The organism is Arthrobacter sp. 18067 (assembly GCF_902706295.1).
Classification (GTDB): domain Bacteria; phylum Actinomycetota; class Actinomycetes; order Actinomycetales; family Micrococcaceae; genus Arthrobacter.
On record NZ_CACSJJ010000003.1, the window covers coordinates 233159 to 248439 of the forward strand.

Below are 15281 nucleotides of genomic sequence, written 5' to 3' on the forward strand. Positions count from 1 at the left end.
TAAGTTCCCTTATGAACCATGAGGCTATGGATAAGGACATCGGAACCACCTACGCCACCGCCGCCCAGCGAGGTCTGCTTGAGTCCCGGCGGCGTCGTCCACGGGCCAGGGACTGGGTTGTGGGCATCTTTGCGGGGGCAATAATGGCACTGATCTTCGGCCACGGACTGGTGCCGGAGGCCAAAGGGGCAGCACTGTTCGTCGAAAGCTTCCTGCCATGGCTGGGGGTGGTCATCGCCGCCCTTCTGATCGTGGCGTTGCTCTCAAGAGCCTGGGCGGGCTCCATCCCAGCGGCGGCCGCCCTGATTTCCTGGTGCGTGGTCTTTTTGCCAGTCATGGCGACGGGCGCCACCCCGGCTTCTGCCGCAGCGACGTCCGGCGAAGCCAGCGGATGGAGCATCGTCACGCAGAACCTCCGCGCAGGAAATCCGCATGCCTCCGAGGCCGTGGAGAAGCTGATCAAGTCCGGCGCCGACGTCGTGATCCTTCAGGAGCTCACCGGCCCGACCCTGGAACGGATAGCTCCGCTGATGGACCGGACTTTCGGGTATCGGCAGGTAGCGGGGACGGTGGGAGTGTGGAGCCGGTTTCCGCTGAGCCAAGGCAGGCCCCTTACTTTGGGCCTCGGCTGGTCCCGCGCCATGAGCATGCAGTTGGAATCGCCGGAGGGTCCCGTCCAGCTCTACGCCGTACATCTGCCCTCGGTCCGGCCCGGTGAAGTAGGCAACAGGAACAGCGGGCTTGCCAAGCTCAGCGGGATAGTAGAGGCGGATCCGTCGTCGCGACTCTTGGTGGTCGGAGACTTCAATACCGCCACCACAGACCGCTCCTTCGCACCACTTCTGGCAACGCTCGATGACGCCCGGACCGGCTTCGGCTTCACCTGGCCGGCCAGCCTGCCGGCCACCCGACCGGACCACATTCTGTTCCGCGGGTTCACACTTTCTGGAGCATCCGTCATAACAACACCGGGCACCGATCATCTCGCAGCGATGGCATGGCTGCAGCCGGGGGCAGCCCGACCGACAGTAAGCCCAAACCGATGACAGGCACCACATGCGCAGAAGGCCAGCTGGGCCAAGCGAGCGGCCACCTTGTCTGTTCCTCGAGCACAACGAAGGCGTAAACCAGGAGTCACAGGCTGCTAGTCAGCGCCGCTGCTCGGATGTGCATTGTGACTTGTGGAGCCATGCTTGTACACCCGTCCGCGCTGGGATTGGTACGCGCCCCTATGACCCGGTGGTTTCTCCCTCGCCCGTCTGCCTTGCTTGACGTTGGTCCACACTATGCCGCTGATGAAAACGGCGAGGACAGCGACTATCACGACCACGGCAAGAGTGACATCCATCAGGCGTTGCCCGCTGCCTTCAATAGGTGATCCGGCAGGCGGTTTCCCGGTGCCCGGCCACGGATTTCCAGCAGTTCGCGGGCGTGGGCGTGCAGCTTCTTGTCCTCGTCGGACACCGGGACCCAGGCCGGAATGGGCACCGAGGTTCCCGTTTCGTCGCGCGCCACCATTACGGTGAGGCAGTACGTGGTCAGGTTCATTTCGCGGGTCTTCGGATCGCCGGAGCGGACGTGGACAGCGATGTGCATGCCCTTGGCGCCGGTGTAGACGAGGCGTGCTTCCACTTCTACGACGTGGCCTATCAGCAGAGGCCTGTAGAACCGGACGCCGCCGGAGAACACAGCCACAGTGTCCTTGCCGCAGTACCGGGAAGCGCAAACGTAGGCCGCTTCGTCGATCCACTTCATGACGATGCCGCCGTGGACCTTGCCGCCCCAGTTCACATCAGTGGGGGACGCCATGAACCGGAGCGTGACACGCTCGGCGGTGCCGGCGTCGGTATATTCCTGGGCGTTCATCGCGTTGACGATCTGTTCGCGCACCTCGATGCGTGCCAGCGCGTGGTCGCGCTGCTCGATCTCTTCAGGCGTAGACGGCTCAAACTGGGGGACGGGGATCGGCTTGCCGTCCGGTCCCACCGCTACGAAGATCACCATGCACTGGCTGTGCATAGTCTCCGGACCACCCCTGGGATCGCGCGAGCTGACCACTGTGTGGATGTGCATGGAGGAACGGCCGGTATAGACGATGGTGGACGTTACCTCCACCATGTCGCCGCTGTTCACCGGATCCGTGAAGTGGATGTTGCCCACGTAGGCCGTAACGCAGTAGGACTTGGCCCACCCCACCGCTGCCGCATACGCCGCCTTGTCCACCCACTCGAGGACAGTACCGGCGTCGACTGACCCGCTGTGTCCGATGTCCATGGGGGCCGCAAGGAAGCGGAGGGTCACTGAATTGGCGGCATCATCGCTCATGTTTCGAAGTTTACTGTCGGCAGGTTTCTGTTACGTGACTAAGTCAGTGCCGGCTGTCGCAGCGACCAGACGCGTCAGGCGCGTTGGATCCCGAGGGTCGCGATGAGATCCTCGTGCAGCTCGAACCAGATCCGATGAAAGGAATCGCGGTCCGTGGCCGTGAGCCAGGCCGTGCCCTCTGGAGCGTGCCTCAATGCCCGCAGCAGGCGCTCGGCGTAGCCGTCGAACCGAGGCAGCAAAACGGTCAGCTGTTCTTCCATCGGACGCCATGCTGCCAAGGCGCCGATCAGGACATCCATGGCATCTTCCGTAGCGGGCGACTGCAACTGGATAGCGCTGCAGGCGCCTACAACTCCGGTGTTGAATTCCGCGAATTCCTCGTGCACGGCCACAACTGTGCCACGCGCCTCCGCCAGGTGGAGTTCATGGGCAAGCAACCGTTCATTTTCGGCTCGCCCGAGGCTCGACAGCGACCAACCACTGGTCCCGGCGAAGGTGCTGTACGAAACGAAGCCATCCACGCCGGCGTCGATTAGTTCGGACTCCACCACCGCGCGAGACTGGGCGAAGCGCGCCGCTACAGCCTCTGTGTCCGCGAACCCGAGAAGGCGTACGGCGTGCAGGGTGAGAAGCGTCATTCTCTGTCCGCCGCCGTGACGGTTCCCTGCGCACCGTCTACCGTCAGATGGGTTCCGTCGACGAGCATTTCCAGTGCGTCGCGGACTCCGAGCACGGCGGGAATCCCGTACTCCCGGGCCACAATCGCGGCGTGGGACAGCATGCCGCCGGTTTGCGTGACCACAGCTGATGCCATTCCGAAGAGGGGCGTCCACGCGGGATCGGTGGTGCGGCAAACCAGCACATCTCCGGACTGGAAACGGCTGAATTCGTCGGGTCCGTGAACGAGCCGGGCCGGTCCCTGGACAATCCCGGTACTGGCGCCGACGCCGGTGAGGATGGTGGTCATCGCTGGCTTCCGGTTCGCAGCGAAAGAGTATTTGTGGGCATCTTGTTGAGAGTAGCAGCGGAGGGGTGCTTGGAGCAGGTCGACTTGCAGTCTAAATGAGAATCAATATCATTTAACCCATGTCTCATCACCTCACCCCCATGACCCCTGTCCCGACCACGCTTAGACGACGCCTTCACGCCCTGCCGATTGCCGCCGTCGGGCTCTCTGCCCTGCTGCTGACCGCTTGCGCCGGCCCCGTCGGTACGGCGGGAAATGCACTTGATCCTTCGGCTTCAGCTACATCGGCACCCACTGCCAAGGAGGCCGGGGCGGCCACGCCTCGGCTCGTCTACACTCACGACGCCGGCATTTCGGTTCTGGACGCTACGTCCCTTAAGCAGGTGGGAACTGCGGAAATGTCCGGCTTCAACCGCCTGAATCCGGCTGGCGACGGACGGCATGTCTTCGTGTCCACCGGGGACGCCTTCCGCCTGTTCGACGCAGGCGCCTGGACCGAGCCGCATGGCGATCACAGCCACCACTATGTGGCGGATCCCAAGCTGACCGAGTTGGCGTTTGAGGCTAGCAAGGCCGGTCACGTTGTGCTGCACGGCGACAAGACGGTGCTGTTCAACGACGGTTCGGGCAAGGTGGAGGCGTTTGAGACGTCCGCTTTGGCTGCCGCCGTGGAGGATGGAAAGCTACCCGCCACTGACGTGTACATGACGCCTGAAGCGCACCATGGAGTCGCCGTCGAGCTTGAAGACGGCAAGTTGCTGGTGACCCTCGGCAACGAGGAAAGCCGAACCGGAATTGCCGTGCTCTCGGCCGGAAAGGGGCAGGACCGCAAGGAAATCCTGCGCAACGAGGACTGCCCCGGCGTTCACGGCGAGGCCGTTGCCGCAGGTGAAGCCGTGGTGGTTGGCTGCGAAAACGGAATGTTGATCTACAAGGATGGGGCCATCACCAAGGTGGCCAGCCCGGATGCCTACGGCCGGCTGGGCAACCAAGCAGGTTCGGAAAAGTCGCCTGTCATCTTGGGCGACTACAAGGTGGACAAAGCGGCCAAGCCCGAGCGACCCACGCGGATCTCGCTCGTCAACACAGAAACCGCGGCCATGCAGCTCGTGGACATCGGCACCAGCTACTCGTTCCGCTCATTGGGCCGCGGACCGTCTGGCGAGGCCCTGGTCCTCGGAACCGACGGCGGACTGCGCGTGATCGATCCGCTGTCCGGTACGGTCACGTCCACAATCCCGGTAGTAGCCGCCTGGGAAGAGTCAGCCACGTGGCAGGACCCACGCCCCACGCTCTTTGTCCAAGGCTCGACGGCGTTCGTCACCGAACCGGCGACGCGCACCATCCATGCGGTGGACTTGGAGACCGGCAAGGTAGCGGAGTCCGCGCAGCTTGAGCATGTCCCGAACGAGCTCACCGGCGTGACGGGCTAGGACCCTCTCTCACGACACGCCGCTTAAACGCCGATGCTCTCTCACCTCCGGCCACTTAAACGCCGGCGCTCTCTCACTCTTCTGAAGGAAGTGAGAGAGCGCCGGCGTTTAGGGGCCGTTAGGTGAGAGAGCGTCCGGGGTGGTGGCCGCTTACGCGAGGACGCGGAGCTTGGATCCCGAGCGGCCAAACAGTGCGGCGTCGGCGGATATCCGGCCGGCGCCAGCCAGCGCGAGGGCAAGGGCTGCTCCGGCGAAGAGCAGCACAAGCTCGTACCCGCCGTTGCCGACGAAGACGCCGGCCGGGGCGTGTACCAGGAAGAGTGCGCCGAGCATGTTGACGGCCAGGAGGGCTGCGAACACGCGGGTCAGGAGGCCGATGATCAGCGCGATGCCGCCCACCAGCTCAAGCGTTGCGACGATGGGGGCAACTGCGGAAGCGCCCGGCACGCCCATTTGGGCAAAGGAGGCCTGTGTGCCTGCGATGGTGAATTCGTTGAACTTCTGCCAACCGTGCGCGGCGAAGAGAAATCCTGCAATAACGCGCAGGATGGTCAGGGCTGTGGTGGTCAAGCTGGACTTGTTCATGCCTTCAACCCTTCCCGACATAAGTTGAAGTGTCAACTAATCAAGGCTTTTTATGACCAGAACCGGACTATCGAACCTCGCGGCGCTCCATGTAGCGCGCATCTGGTTCGGAGAAGCCGAATTGTTCGTATAAGCGGTGGGCATCGCCTGTGTGCAGCATCCAGCGGAAGTTTGCCCCCGGCCCGCCGTCGATCATCTCCTGCACCATGGCCTTGCCCAGCGACCGTCCCCGTGCGGATTCGTGGACGTAGACATCGGCCAGATAGGCGAGGGCAACACCGTCAGAAAACGCCCGGGCGTAACCCACCATGCCGCCGGTCTTCCCGTCATATGCGCCAACAATCCGCCATGCGTTATCCAGTTGCGCCTCGACGTCGGCACGCGTTCGCCATTTTGCCCAGTAGACGTTGGTTGAGAGCTGGGTCCAGAGCCAATCGCGGTCCACACGCTCCTTGTCCGTGGAGAGGATGTAGGTCATCGTGAGGCCCCTTTCACCTGTATCCGGCGCTTCCTGGCAGGCTTCTGAAGCCAAGGCTGCAGGAGTCGGGTGGTGATCGGCAGGAAAATGTATGTCATCAGCGGGGTCAGGATGACGATGGTGAGAAGGACGGAGAGAACCAGCGGCCAGTGCTGCGTCAGCGGGTGCAACAGGAAATTGGCCAGGAGGCTGAGCGGGAAGAACGGCAGGAAGATGCTGACGGCCTGCTTCCATCGCGGCGGCACCACGGTTTCGGGGACTACTACGGAGACGTCGCCCGGCCGGGAGAACCAACCCTCAATCCCGGTGTGCCGCTCCACGCGGGTGGTCTCCATCATGTCCCTGGCGCTGTCGATCCACCAGCGCCGCTCCTCGGAGTCTTCCCAGTCCTGCAGGGATTCCGAGTCTGCGAAGCGATAGAGCATGTGCCATTCAGCAGAGTCGACTCCGTTGCGTACCCATCCCGAGCCGAGGTAACCAGGCCATTCTCGGGCGAGCTCCTGTCCGGCATGGGCCCAGGCGTTGGCCTGGCGGGTATAGCCGGGAAGGATGGTGCGGGCGACGGAAACGGTGACGGGATGCTCATGTGACACGGGCCAAATGTACCCGGCCAGCGGCGGACTAGGCTTGTTTAGTGCCTCAAACCACAACCACCACACCCCGCTCCAATGCCCGCGAGATCCTGCGCCTGGCCGTTCCTGCCTTCGGCGCGCTCATCGCCGAGCCGATGTTCCTGTTGGCGGACTCCGCCATTGTGGGCCATCTGGGCGTTGACCAGCTCGCCGGTGTTGGGCTCGCGTCCACCATTCTGCACACCGCCGTGGGACTTATGGTCTTCCTGGCATATTCGACGACGCCGGCTGTGGCCCGTGCGATCGGTGACGGCAAGTTGGGCAAGGCTTTGGCAGCAGGGCGCGACGGCGTGTGGCTGGCTTTGCTGCTGGGCCTGGCGCTCGCGGTGGTTGGCTTTGTGGCGGCCGAACCCTTGGTTGGCTTCATGGGCGCCACCGGGGACGTACGGGAATTTGCCGTCGATTATTTGCGCTGGTCCATGCCTGGCTTGGCCGCGATGCTCCTCATTTTCGCGGGCACCGGCGTTCTCCGCGGGCTTCAGGACACTCGGACGCCCTTGCTCGTGGCAACGGCCGGGTTTGCGCTGAACATCGCGCTCAACTGGTTCCTGGTCTACGGGCTGGATCTTTCGGTGGCCGGCTCGGCGATCGGTACCAGCATCGCGCAGTGGGCCATGGCGGCCGTCTACTTGGTAATGGTGAGCAGGAACGCACGGCACCATGGAGTGTCCTTGAGGCCCGACTGGCATGGCATCCGGGCCATGACCAAGGTGGGTTCGTGGCTCATGCTGCGTACGCTGAGCCTCCGGCTCGCCATCCTGGCGACTGTCCTGGTGGTCACTGCCCAGGGCGCCGTCAACCTGGCCGCGCATCAGTTGGCGATGACTATTTTCTCCTTCCTCGCCTTTGCGCTGGATGCTTTGGCGATCGCGGCGCAAGCCCTGGTCGGCAAGGAACTCGGCGCCAGGAATGCCCAGCGTGTCCGCGAGCTGACCCGCACCATGGTCCGCTGGGGGCTCGGATTCGGCGTGATCACCGGTGTGCTCCTGGCTGTGGCGGCACCGTGGGCCGGATATCTCTTCACCTCCGACGAGGGGGTCCGATCAGCCCTTACCATCGCCCTCTGGGTCCTCGCCGTGGGACAACCGTTGGCCGGCTACGTCTTCGTCCTCGACGGAGTCCTCATAGGCGCCGGTGACGCGCGGTATCTGGCGATTGCCGGCGTCGTAAACCTGGTGGTCTACCTGCCGCTGCTGGTGGCCATCCACCAGATCAAGCCCGACGGCGAGGCGGGCCTCTTTTGGTTGTGGGCCGCGTTTGCGCTGGGCTATATGCTGGCCCGTGGCCTGACTTTGGGGCTACGCGCACGGACCGATCGATGGATGGTGCTGGGTTCGCACTAAACTGGACGGGTGACTCTCCCAGCGACTCCTGCCCAGACTCCTTCTGCCTCCGCGGCCGGACTCTGGAAACCCGTGCTGATCCGCGCAACGGTCGCATTGTTGTTCGGTGCGATCACCATCTTCTGGGCTTCGCCATCGGTGCATGTCCTGGCGTGGGCTGTCGGGCTGTATCTGCTGGCAACAGCGGGGGCTGCGTGGATGTCCCGGGCTCTGCCGGTTGCCGTGCCGGTGGTCGTGGCACTCGGAGGCATCGGCGCTCTTATCACCCAGTCTGACGCGGGCGTGGCTCTCTCTGCCATGTTGGCCTTGCTGGTGCTGGGCCTTCTGGAGTTCGTCCACGGCCTCCGAAAGCGGGACTCCTTGGCCCGCGACTGGCTTGTTTCCGGCATCGTTTCCGTGGGCACGGCCGTCATACTGCCGTTCTTCACCTCCCTCGGAGCCCATGCGCTGTTGGGTGTTGCCGGCGGTGGGGCCATCATTTCCGGCGTGCTGTGGATACTGTCCGGGCTGACGCTGCGGCACGACGCCCGGACTGGTTCCGGCGGAGTTGAGGCTGCTGCGCCGGGGGCTTCGCCCGAGGCCGTAAACTAGTAGCTGGACGTTCTACTCGTCGTAGAACTTTTGCAAACCGGCGGACACCAACCGCCATCATTGGAGGAATGACCGTGGCAGACCAGACACCAGGAGAACCGCGCAAGATGCGGACCTCGGTCAAGGGACCCCTCATGTTCTCCGCGTTCTTCGCAGTACTGGCCTTCGTTGCCGTGCTCATCTTTGCCTCCGGCGGCAGCGCCCGCGCGCCGCGGTTCGACCTCGCCTTCACGGGCGCCGGCATCGCGTTCATCGTGAGCCTCGTCGTGGCAGCCATGCTTTCCATGAGCCACAAGGAAAACGCCGACCACCTCGGCCAGGGCTCCGGTGTCAACCTCAGTTCCAAGCGTCCTCACGGTGGTTCAACCGGCCCGGACCTGCCGGACGAGACTGAAACGCCCGACGCCGGCCGCTAAGCTTCCAGCGCTTCCCCACTGTGGTGGGGGAGCGCTTTTTTGTTGGGCTCGTGACGGTTAGTCCAGCAGCGAATCGGCCAAGTCCCCGGCGTCCTCAGTAACCGCATCGGCGACTGTACCCTGTGGAGTGCGCTTCCGTGGACGGGTGATGACCACCATCAGGACGACCGTGCCAATAAAGGCGACGGCCCACCAAGGAAAACCGGGGTCCAGTGCCTGGCTGGGCAGTGTCTGTGCGGAGTCTGCCGAGGGCGGATCGATTCGCTCGCCCCGAACCAGCAGCCTGTGGCTGTTGACGCCGGTTGGCGTGCACGTGACCAGCGTGACGTAGTCCTTGTCCTGGACTTTGCGGAGGTCGTCCGTTTCCTCTGGAAGCACGGTCTTGATCTGGTCCACTTTGTAGTAGATGGTCTCGCCAAGCACAGTTACGGAGAAGACATCGCCTTCGCGTACTTGGTCCAGGTCATCGAAGAGTGTGGCGTTGACGAAGCCGGAGTGGGCGGTGATAACGCTGTGCGTTCCCACGCCGCCCACGGGGAGACCTGAGCCGAAGAGGTGGCCCGCGCCCTTGGAGAGTGTTTCTTCGTCCGTGCCGTGGAAAATGGGCAGGTCCGTGTGGATGGATGGGATGCTGATGCGTCCCATCATGCCGCCGGGTCCGACGTCGAGCATCTTTTTGTACGCCTCGGAGCCGGCACCGACCACAGTCTGCTCCCCCTTCTCGTTCAAGGAGTAGGGGTCACGCAGTGGGCCTGACGGCAGTTCCGTGTTGAATTGCCGGGCGTCATTCAGGAGTGCTTCCTGTGCGGAGGGGGACAGATTTTCCACGGTGTCCACGTAGCCGCTGATCTCTGTGGCGTGAACCCGATCGGAGAACCACGCAGCAGCGGTGGGATAGAGCAATACCCCCACGCCCACGACGGCGGCCACGACGATGAGGATGCGTTGCAAGCTCCATTCGTCACGAAGTTTTTGCCGAAGGCGAAGCAGGGGAGTTAGGGGCTGTGTCATCAGAATCCTGGGGTGTGCTTTGGGGAAGCAAAGTGGGGAAGAGCGCATGTACGGCGTTCTTCCCCACTCTGGTATTCATGCTGCGGACGTAGGTTGGTCCTCAGCTACTAGCTGTTGGTGGTGCTCCGGCGTGAACGGACCAGCAGGAGGCCGGCGCCTACTACCAGGAGCGCTCCGGCTGCGTAGAGCACGCCGGTTCCGGCGCCACCGGTCAGCGGCAGTTCGAAGCCACCGTTGGACGGGATGTTCTTGACCTGCAGGTCGATGCCAACCGTGGTGCTTGCCGAGTTGATCAGGAAGGAGATCGGCTCAGCCAGCAGCTCGTAGCCCGTCGGTGCGGTGGTCTCCACGAGGTAGTAAGTGCGGTAATCAGCGGAGCCGGGTGCAACCGCAGCACCGTTGGCCCAGTCGGAGTAACGCAGGCCCGAGATCGTCAGGGTTCCATCAGCAGCCACGGTGAAGGTGCTCTGGCCGTTGAGTGCGATCGGATTGGTGCCTGCCTGTGCATCGGCCTGGTTGGCGTAAACGGAGAAGGAAGCGCCAGCCAGTGCAGCACCGTTCTCGTTGACCTTCTGGAGAGTCATCTCGCCCCACTTGGTGACAACCGGGGGAGTAACGATCGGACCGCCGGGCTCGCCGGGAACGGTGGTGAAGCTGCCGTCGTTCGGGTAAACCAACGCTTCGTTCTCGATCTCACCGATGGTGTTGACGGTGGTGTTCACGACAACCTGAACGCGGGTGCCGTTGTGGGCGGCGAGCACGTCGCGGCCGGCCTTGGTGAAGATGACAGAAACGGTGTTCGTTGCGGCATCGAAAGTAACGGTGTAGTCGGTACCTTCGGTGATGACCGTGCCATCGACCAGCGTGGCGGAGGCATCCAGGTAGGTCAGCTTGGAATCCAGGGCATCCACGATCTTGTAACCGTCAATGATGGCTTCGTTCGGGATATCACCGGTGATGGTGAAGTCGATCTGGTCGCCGAGCTTGACGTCGGGAGCATCCGTGACGGTCTTCTCTGCACCCGTGATGGAGTTCTTCGGGTAGACGTGGACGTCGTAGATCCAGTTGTCCTTGTTGTCCGGGTCCGTCAACGGCACGGAAACCAGGAACGGGGCCGAGGGGGTTACGCCCGCCGGATAGCCCGTCTCGGTCACCAAGTACAGGCCCACCGGGAGGTTGCCGAAGGCAGCCGTTCCGGCGGTATCGGTGGTCTGGGCCTGGCCTGCGCCCAGGGTGAATCCGGCGCCCGTGATGGAGCCCGCGGCGTTTGCCGGGGAGAAGACGCTGCTCAGGTTGTGGGCTGCGTCCCATCCTGCATTGGTGGACAGGTCAATGGCGTTGACCTGCTGGATGGTGAATTCGATGCCGGCCAGAGCCGTCAGCCCACTGGTGTTGACCTCGGTGCCGTTGTTCGGAAGGCCCGTGGGGGTGGTGGGGCGTTCGAACTTGTGAACGGTGATGGAACCGGTCTGGTCTCCATCAACCAACGGGGCAGCTGAAGCCGGGGCCACGGAGAAGGACATTGCCAACACCGCTCCGGCAATCGTGGCGGCGGCGGTCTTCCAAAGGCGCCGGGATGTTTGACTACTCACTTCTATCCTCTTTCATATTGATGGTGCGATGCTCGGGAGCGAACAATTGCGGGTGATGGGCCTCCTGCTTTTGCTGCAGGCCCGGGATTAGGTTTGTGGGTGGTTCCGGGTGCGCCGGGCATTGATGGATGCGAGCACGACGGCGGTGAGCAGCAGTGCCGCTCCGGCGGTAGTGAACGGCCACCAGCCGACGCCGCCGGACTCAGGCATCTTCAGGGCAGGGACGTCACGAACAGTCACCAGGAAGATGCCGTTGGCATCCTCGTCACTGGCGGTGACCACACCTGAGCCGCTTCCCTGCCCGAGTGTCACCGAGCCGTTGGGTGCCACGGTGAACTGCACGGCTTCGGCCAGCAGGTTGAAGCCATCCGGAGCCGTGGTCTCTTCGAGCCAGTACACGCCTGGCGCGATGCCCTCCAGCTGGAACTGTCCGGTTTGGGACGCAATGGGAGCCACGGTGTAGCTGGTGTTGACTGCACCCGGCGCTCCGGCTGCGTCATTGTGGATAGCCCAGGTAGAGCCCGCCATGGGAACCCACGTCTCGTCGGAGGACTCGCCGAGTTTTTCGATCAGGATCTTGGCCGGTGTCAGGTGGGTGGTGGAGCATTCCGGTGCGAGGGGAGTGGTGTTTGTGGCACAGCGAATGGGTGCGACGCTGCCTGCGCCGGTCGCGACATTGACCAACTGCGAGCTCCAGACATCCTGCTTGACAGTGACTTTGTAGCTGAGCGTGGCAGTCTGGCCGGCAGGAATGGTGAAGGCCTGAGTGGTCAATGTGGTGGACGGGGCTACAGGATTGGCGACTGGTGTGGGGGCGGCCGTACCGATGGTCAGAACTGCCGAGCCCGGAACGAACGTTGCCTGGTCCAGGACGTCGGACAGGTTGTCAGTGAGTACCACGTTGTTGATCTGGCCTCGGTTGCTGGTGGCAGTCACGGTGTAGGTGATGGTCTGGCCAGGCTTGACGGTCTGGGGGCTGCTGGAAGCAACCCCGTCAACAGTGGCGGTTTTGGCGATGGTCCATTGGGGATCCACAGGTGTGGTTACGGTCGCGGAACAGCCAACTCCGGGCAGGGGCGGGCAGGCCGGATCCACGGTTGGAACCGTGGTGGTTGACCCTGGAACCGGGATGGGTCCCCCGCCTGGCATATTGGGAACAGCTGTCTGGGCTGCGGGCACGATGGTGGCCGTATTGGTGATTGTTCCTGTGGTACCCATTGCTACGGTGCCTTTGACGGTGTAGGTCAAAGTTCCGCCGACGTTGATGCGCACAGTGCCGGAAATGCTGCCGGTGCCACTGGGAGCGTTACAAGCCGTGGGGCCGGCCGGCGGCAGATTGGACGTCCCTGCCGCCGTGACAGCACAGGTCCACGCAGCGCCCGTGATGGACGCGGGCAGGGGATCGGTGAACACGGCGTTGACGGCGTCGCTCGGTCCGTTGTTGTGGACTACAACCGTGTAGGTGATGGGCTGGCCCGGGATGTAGGTGGTGATGTTGGCGTTCTTGGTGATGGAGAGGTCCACTACCGGCCGAACGGTCAACGGCGCCGTCCCGGGGGAGTAAAGACCCGTGATCGTGGGGAAGTTATTGGTGCAGTTGGGAATCGCCGTACCGTTGTTGGCCAGGCATCCGGAGTTGTTGTAGACGCCGGGGGTGTTGCTGGTGACTGTCACTGTGATGGTGCAGGAAGCGCTCCCTTGAGCGAGGTTTCCGGTGACATCAACCGTGCGGCCGGAGACGGTTCCATCGGTGCGGACACACGTGCCACCGAGCGGGCCCGCTGCGGTCAGTCCAGTGGGCAGGGTATCGACGAAATGCCAGCCGTTCTTGGCCATCAGGTCACTGGTGTTGGTAACTGTGTAGGTCAGGGTGGTGTTCTGTCCCTGGTAGATGCTGGTGGGGCTGAAGGCCTTGTCCAGCTGCGGCGTCACGTCCACCAGCTGGGGGAGATCGAAGCCGACGTCGTTGCCGGCGCCCGTCGCCGTCAGGTTCCGGACCCGGATGCCGAGCGTCGGCGTCGTGCCGGTCAGTGGGACCTGGATGGCTCCGGACTGGAGCTTCGCCACGCTGAAGTTGGTGTTGTCAACCACGATGACTTGGCGGCTGGCATCCGTGCAAGGATCCAGGCTGGTTCCGACAACGGTGGCTACGCCATTGACCAGGATTGAGAATTCTTGGCTGGCATGGTTGGAGAAGCAGTTCGTTTCGCCGAAGATTCCCGAGATCGCATAGTAGTGGCCGGCGATGGTGGGGACGCTGTTCTTGGTGGTCTGCAGCTGGAGGCCTGCAGCTTGGGTCCCGCTCGTGCTGTTGGTGTATTCACTGAGGATCTGGTTCTGCGCGGCCTGTGCGTCGGTCATGCCTTGGTACTTGCCCATGGCGAAGGCCATGTTGCCCAGGATGGCGAACGCCGAGTTACGTCCGCATTGATCGTTGTTGGTGATGGCGCCCCCGTTGGCAGGCACGGGGCTACCTTGCCTCAGGATCCATCCGTTGCAGGCTCCGTAGCCCGGGAGCCAGGGTGCGTCAGCCGTGTACTGCTCATTCTTCGCCGCAGCACCACCGGTGTAGGAGCCAAGGGGGATGGGGGCCGTGGCAGCGCTCACCGCCGAGAAGTCTTCGCTGTAGACCAGTGTGCCCGGCTGCGTAACACCGGGAGAACCAGGCAGGGCAATAACGGGCGTAGGAGCGTTGACCACCCCATAGGCGGTCATCCCCACCACCACCAGAAGCACGCACGCCAAAAGCGTGAGCAAAGAATTACCTCTGCCGTCACCCAGCCTGCCTCGAACTTGAGCACGTGCGCGCTCGAACCGCTTCCGCATGGAGTTCCTTTTCCCTGATGCCCGGGCGGATCAGCCCTTCCTGAGGGCTGCCCGCTTTTTCTTTCCTGAGGGGTAGGTAGGGGCACTTTCGGGATCGTGACGCAAAACGATTGTGATCTGCATCACAATAAATTCGAGTTGTCAGGAATGGCGGAGGGCGTGACGCCGTCCGCCTATTTGGACCAGCGGAGCGGGAACGACGCGTTAGCGAGCAGGAAAGTGATGAGGAAGCAGCCGCCCATGACCAGGCCCATGTCAGGGGTCAGTTCGTTGTAGGGCACCCCTTCAATTTCCCCCGTGAGGCGGACCCGCCGGGTGAACCCGGAAATCATGAGGCCGGCTGCGGCACCCGTGATCATGACGTAAAGGCGGCCGTTTCCCTTCCACCACCGGGCAGCCCGCGCATGGAGCCGAAGCGGCAGGCCCAGTAATACGCCCAAGCTCATGGCCGCCATTATGCCCGGCTTTAATCGCCTTCTGCGGCCTTCCTTGCCCGGTATGCGGCGACGTGGGCGCGGTTGGCGCAGTTTCCGGTGTCGCAGTAGAGCTTGGACCGGTTGCGGCTGAGGTCCAGCACGACGGCGTCGCAGTCATCTGCCGCGCACACGCGCATGCGCTCCATTTCCTTGCTGCGGATTACGTCGATGATGGCCATCGCAGCTTCGGTGCCCATTCGGTCAGCCAAGGGCGCTTCCGGCGTGGTGGCGTGCAGGTGCCAGTCCCAATGGTCATGTTTCACGAGTTGGGGAAGGGCTTTGGCGTCGGCGAGCAACTTGTTGACGGACTTGGCCGCTGTGTCCTCGTCGGCGCTCCAGAGCGCTGCGAGTTCGCTGCGAAGACGCTTGATGCTGCCCAGTTCGGCAGGCGAGTTGACCCGCGATCCCGTGAACTCTTCGGCGTCCAGGAAGGCGTCGAGGTCCTTCACTGTGGCGAGTGATTCCTCCCCGTTGGCCGCGGTGTTGATCAGGTTGACGACGCTGCGAAGGGCAACTTCGGTGTCAGGCGCAAAAAGCACTTTGACTCCTTACATGTTTCGGGAGTACTGTCATGACCATAAGCCCACTTTACTCCTGACAGGAGGC

The 15281-nt window shown here is 63.2% G+C and carries 16 protein-coding genes; 5 read left to right on the forward strand and 11 right to left on the reverse strand.

Annotation, left to right across the window (positions count from 1 at the left end):
• Positions 1 to 11: 11 nt before the first annotated feature.
• Entirely contained in the window at positions 12 to 1046 is a 1035-nt protein-coding gene (locus GVL04_RS05200; protein ID WP_159700515.1) for an endonuclease/exonuclease/phosphatase family protein, read from the forward strand.
• Positions 1047 to 1347: 301 nt separating this feature from the next.
• Here GVL04_RS05200 and GVL04_RS05205 read toward each other — a convergent pair whose 3' ends face one another.
• The 3 genes from GVL04_RS05205 to GVL04_RS05215 all read right to left on the reverse strand — a co-directional run bounded on the left by GVL04_RS05205 (position 1348) and on the right by GVL04_RS05215 (position 3292).
• Complete coding sequence (locus tag GVL04_RS05205) at positions 1348 to 2325, reverse strand: acyl-CoA thioesterase (RefSeq protein ID WP_159700518.1); 978 nt, start codon at positions 2323 to 2325, stop codon at positions 1348 to 1350.
• Positions 2326 to 2399: 74 nt separating this feature from the next.
• The gene (locus GVL04_RS05210) at positions 2400 to 2963 is read right to left on the reverse strand and encodes a hypothetical protein (protein ID WP_159700521.1); all 564 of its coding nucleotides are present in this window, start codon (positions 2961 to 2963) and stop codon (positions 2400 to 2402) included.
• A complete protein-coding gene (locus GVL04_RS05215) occupies positions 2960 to 3292 on the reverse strand; it encodes a PEP-utilizing enzyme (RefSeq protein WP_159700524.1) in 333 nt (110 codons plus the stop codon). Before GVL04_RS05215 ends, GVL04_RS05210 begins: the two co-directional genes overlap by 4 nt.
• Before the next feature lie 119 nt (positions 3293 to 3411).
• Here GVL04_RS05215 and aztD point away from each other — a divergent pair, with 119 nt between their 5' ends.
• A complete protein-coding gene (gene aztD, locus GVL04_RS05220; protein ID WP_200846749.1) occupies positions 3412 to 4725 on the forward strand; it encodes a zinc metallochaperone AztD in 1314 nt (437 codons plus the stop codon).
• A gap of 150 nt (positions 4726 to 4875) precedes the next feature.
• On the opposite strand, the gene GVL04_RS05225 is transcribed toward aztD, so the two are convergent.
• The 3 genes from GVL04_RS05225 to GVL04_RS05235 form a co-directional block, all read right to left on the reverse strand.
• Positions 4876 to 5310, reverse strand: a complete 435-nt coding sequence (locus GVL04_RS05225) for a DoxX family protein (RefSeq protein ID WP_090821975.1) — start codon at positions 5308 to 5310, stop codon at positions 4876 to 4878.
• A gap of 67 nt (positions 5311 to 5377) precedes the next feature.
• A complete protein-coding gene (locus GVL04_RS05230; protein ID WP_159700527.1) occupies positions 5378 to 5788 on the reverse strand; it encodes a GNAT family N-acetyltransferase in 411 nt (136 codons plus the stop codon).
• Positions 5785 to 6381 carry an antibiotic biosynthesis monooxygenase gene (locus GVL04_RS05235; RefSeq protein WP_159700530.1) on the reverse strand — a complete coding sequence of 199 codons (597 nt, stop codon included), beginning with the start codon at positions 6379 to 6381 and terminating at the stop codon, positions 5785 to 5787. The genes GVL04_RS05230 and GVL04_RS05235 overlap by 4 nt, the downstream gene beginning before the upstream one ends.
• A gap of 41 nt (positions 6382 to 6422) precedes the next feature.
• Here GVL04_RS05235 and GVL04_RS05240 point away from each other — a divergent pair, with 41 nt between their 5' ends.
• The 3 genes from GVL04_RS05240 to GVL04_RS05250 all read left to right on the forward strand — a co-directional run bounded on the left by GVL04_RS05240 (position 6423) and on the right by GVL04_RS05250 (position 8770).
• Positions 6423 to 7763, forward strand: a complete 1341-nt coding sequence (locus GVL04_RS05240) for an MATE family efflux transporter (protein WP_159700533.1) — start codon at positions 6423 to 6425, stop codon at positions 7761 to 7763.
• 9 nt (positions 7764 to 7772) lie between these two features.
• The gene (locus tag GVL04_RS05245; protein WP_235036168.1) at positions 7773 to 8354 is read left to right on the forward strand and encodes a DUF308 domain-containing protein; all 582 of its coding nucleotides are present in this window, start codon (positions 7773 to 7775) and stop codon (positions 8352 to 8354) included.
• Between the two features lie 68 nt (positions 8355 to 8422).
• Positions 8423 to 8770, forward strand: a complete 348-nt coding sequence (locus tag GVL04_RS05250) for a hypothetical protein (RefSeq protein WP_159700536.1) — start codon at positions 8423 to 8425, stop codon at positions 8768 to 8770.
• 57 nt (positions 8771 to 8827) lie between these two features.
• Here the strand turns inward: GVL04_RS05250 and GVL04_RS05255 are convergent, their stop codons facing one another.
• The 5 genes from GVL04_RS05255 to GVL04_RS05275 form a co-directional block, all read right to left on the reverse strand.
• Positions 8828 to 9781: a class C sortase gene (locus GVL04_RS05255; protein WP_159700539.1), complete on the reverse strand. Its 954-nt coding sequence runs from the start codon at positions 9779 to 9781 to the stop codon at positions 8828 to 8830.
• 107 nt (positions 9782 to 9888) lie between these two features.
• Positions 9889 to 11373 carry a SpaH/EbpB family LPXTG-anchored major pilin gene (locus GVL04_RS05260; protein ID WP_159700542.1) on the reverse strand — a complete coding sequence of 495 codons (1485 nt, stop codon included), beginning with the start codon at positions 11371 to 11373 and terminating at the stop codon, positions 9889 to 9891.
• Between the two features lie 87 nt (positions 11374 to 11460).
• Positions 11461 to 14130, reverse strand: coding sequence for a SpaA isopeptide-forming pilin-related protein (locus tag GVL04_RS05265; protein ID WP_159700545.1), 2670 nt, complete (start codon positions 14128 to 14130; stop codon positions 11461 to 11463).
• Positions 14131 to 14372: 242 nt separating this feature from the next.
• Entirely contained in the window at positions 14373 to 14654 is a 282-nt protein-coding gene (locus GVL04_RS05270) for a hypothetical protein (RefSeq protein WP_159700548.1), read from the reverse strand.
• Between the two features lie 11 nt (positions 14655 to 14665).
• Positions 14666 to 15214: a CGNR zinc finger domain-containing protein gene (locus GVL04_RS05275; RefSeq protein WP_159700551.1), complete on the reverse strand. Its 549-nt coding sequence runs from the start codon at positions 15212 to 15214 to the stop codon at positions 14666 to 14668.
• Positions 15215 to 15281 lie beyond the last annotated feature (67 nt).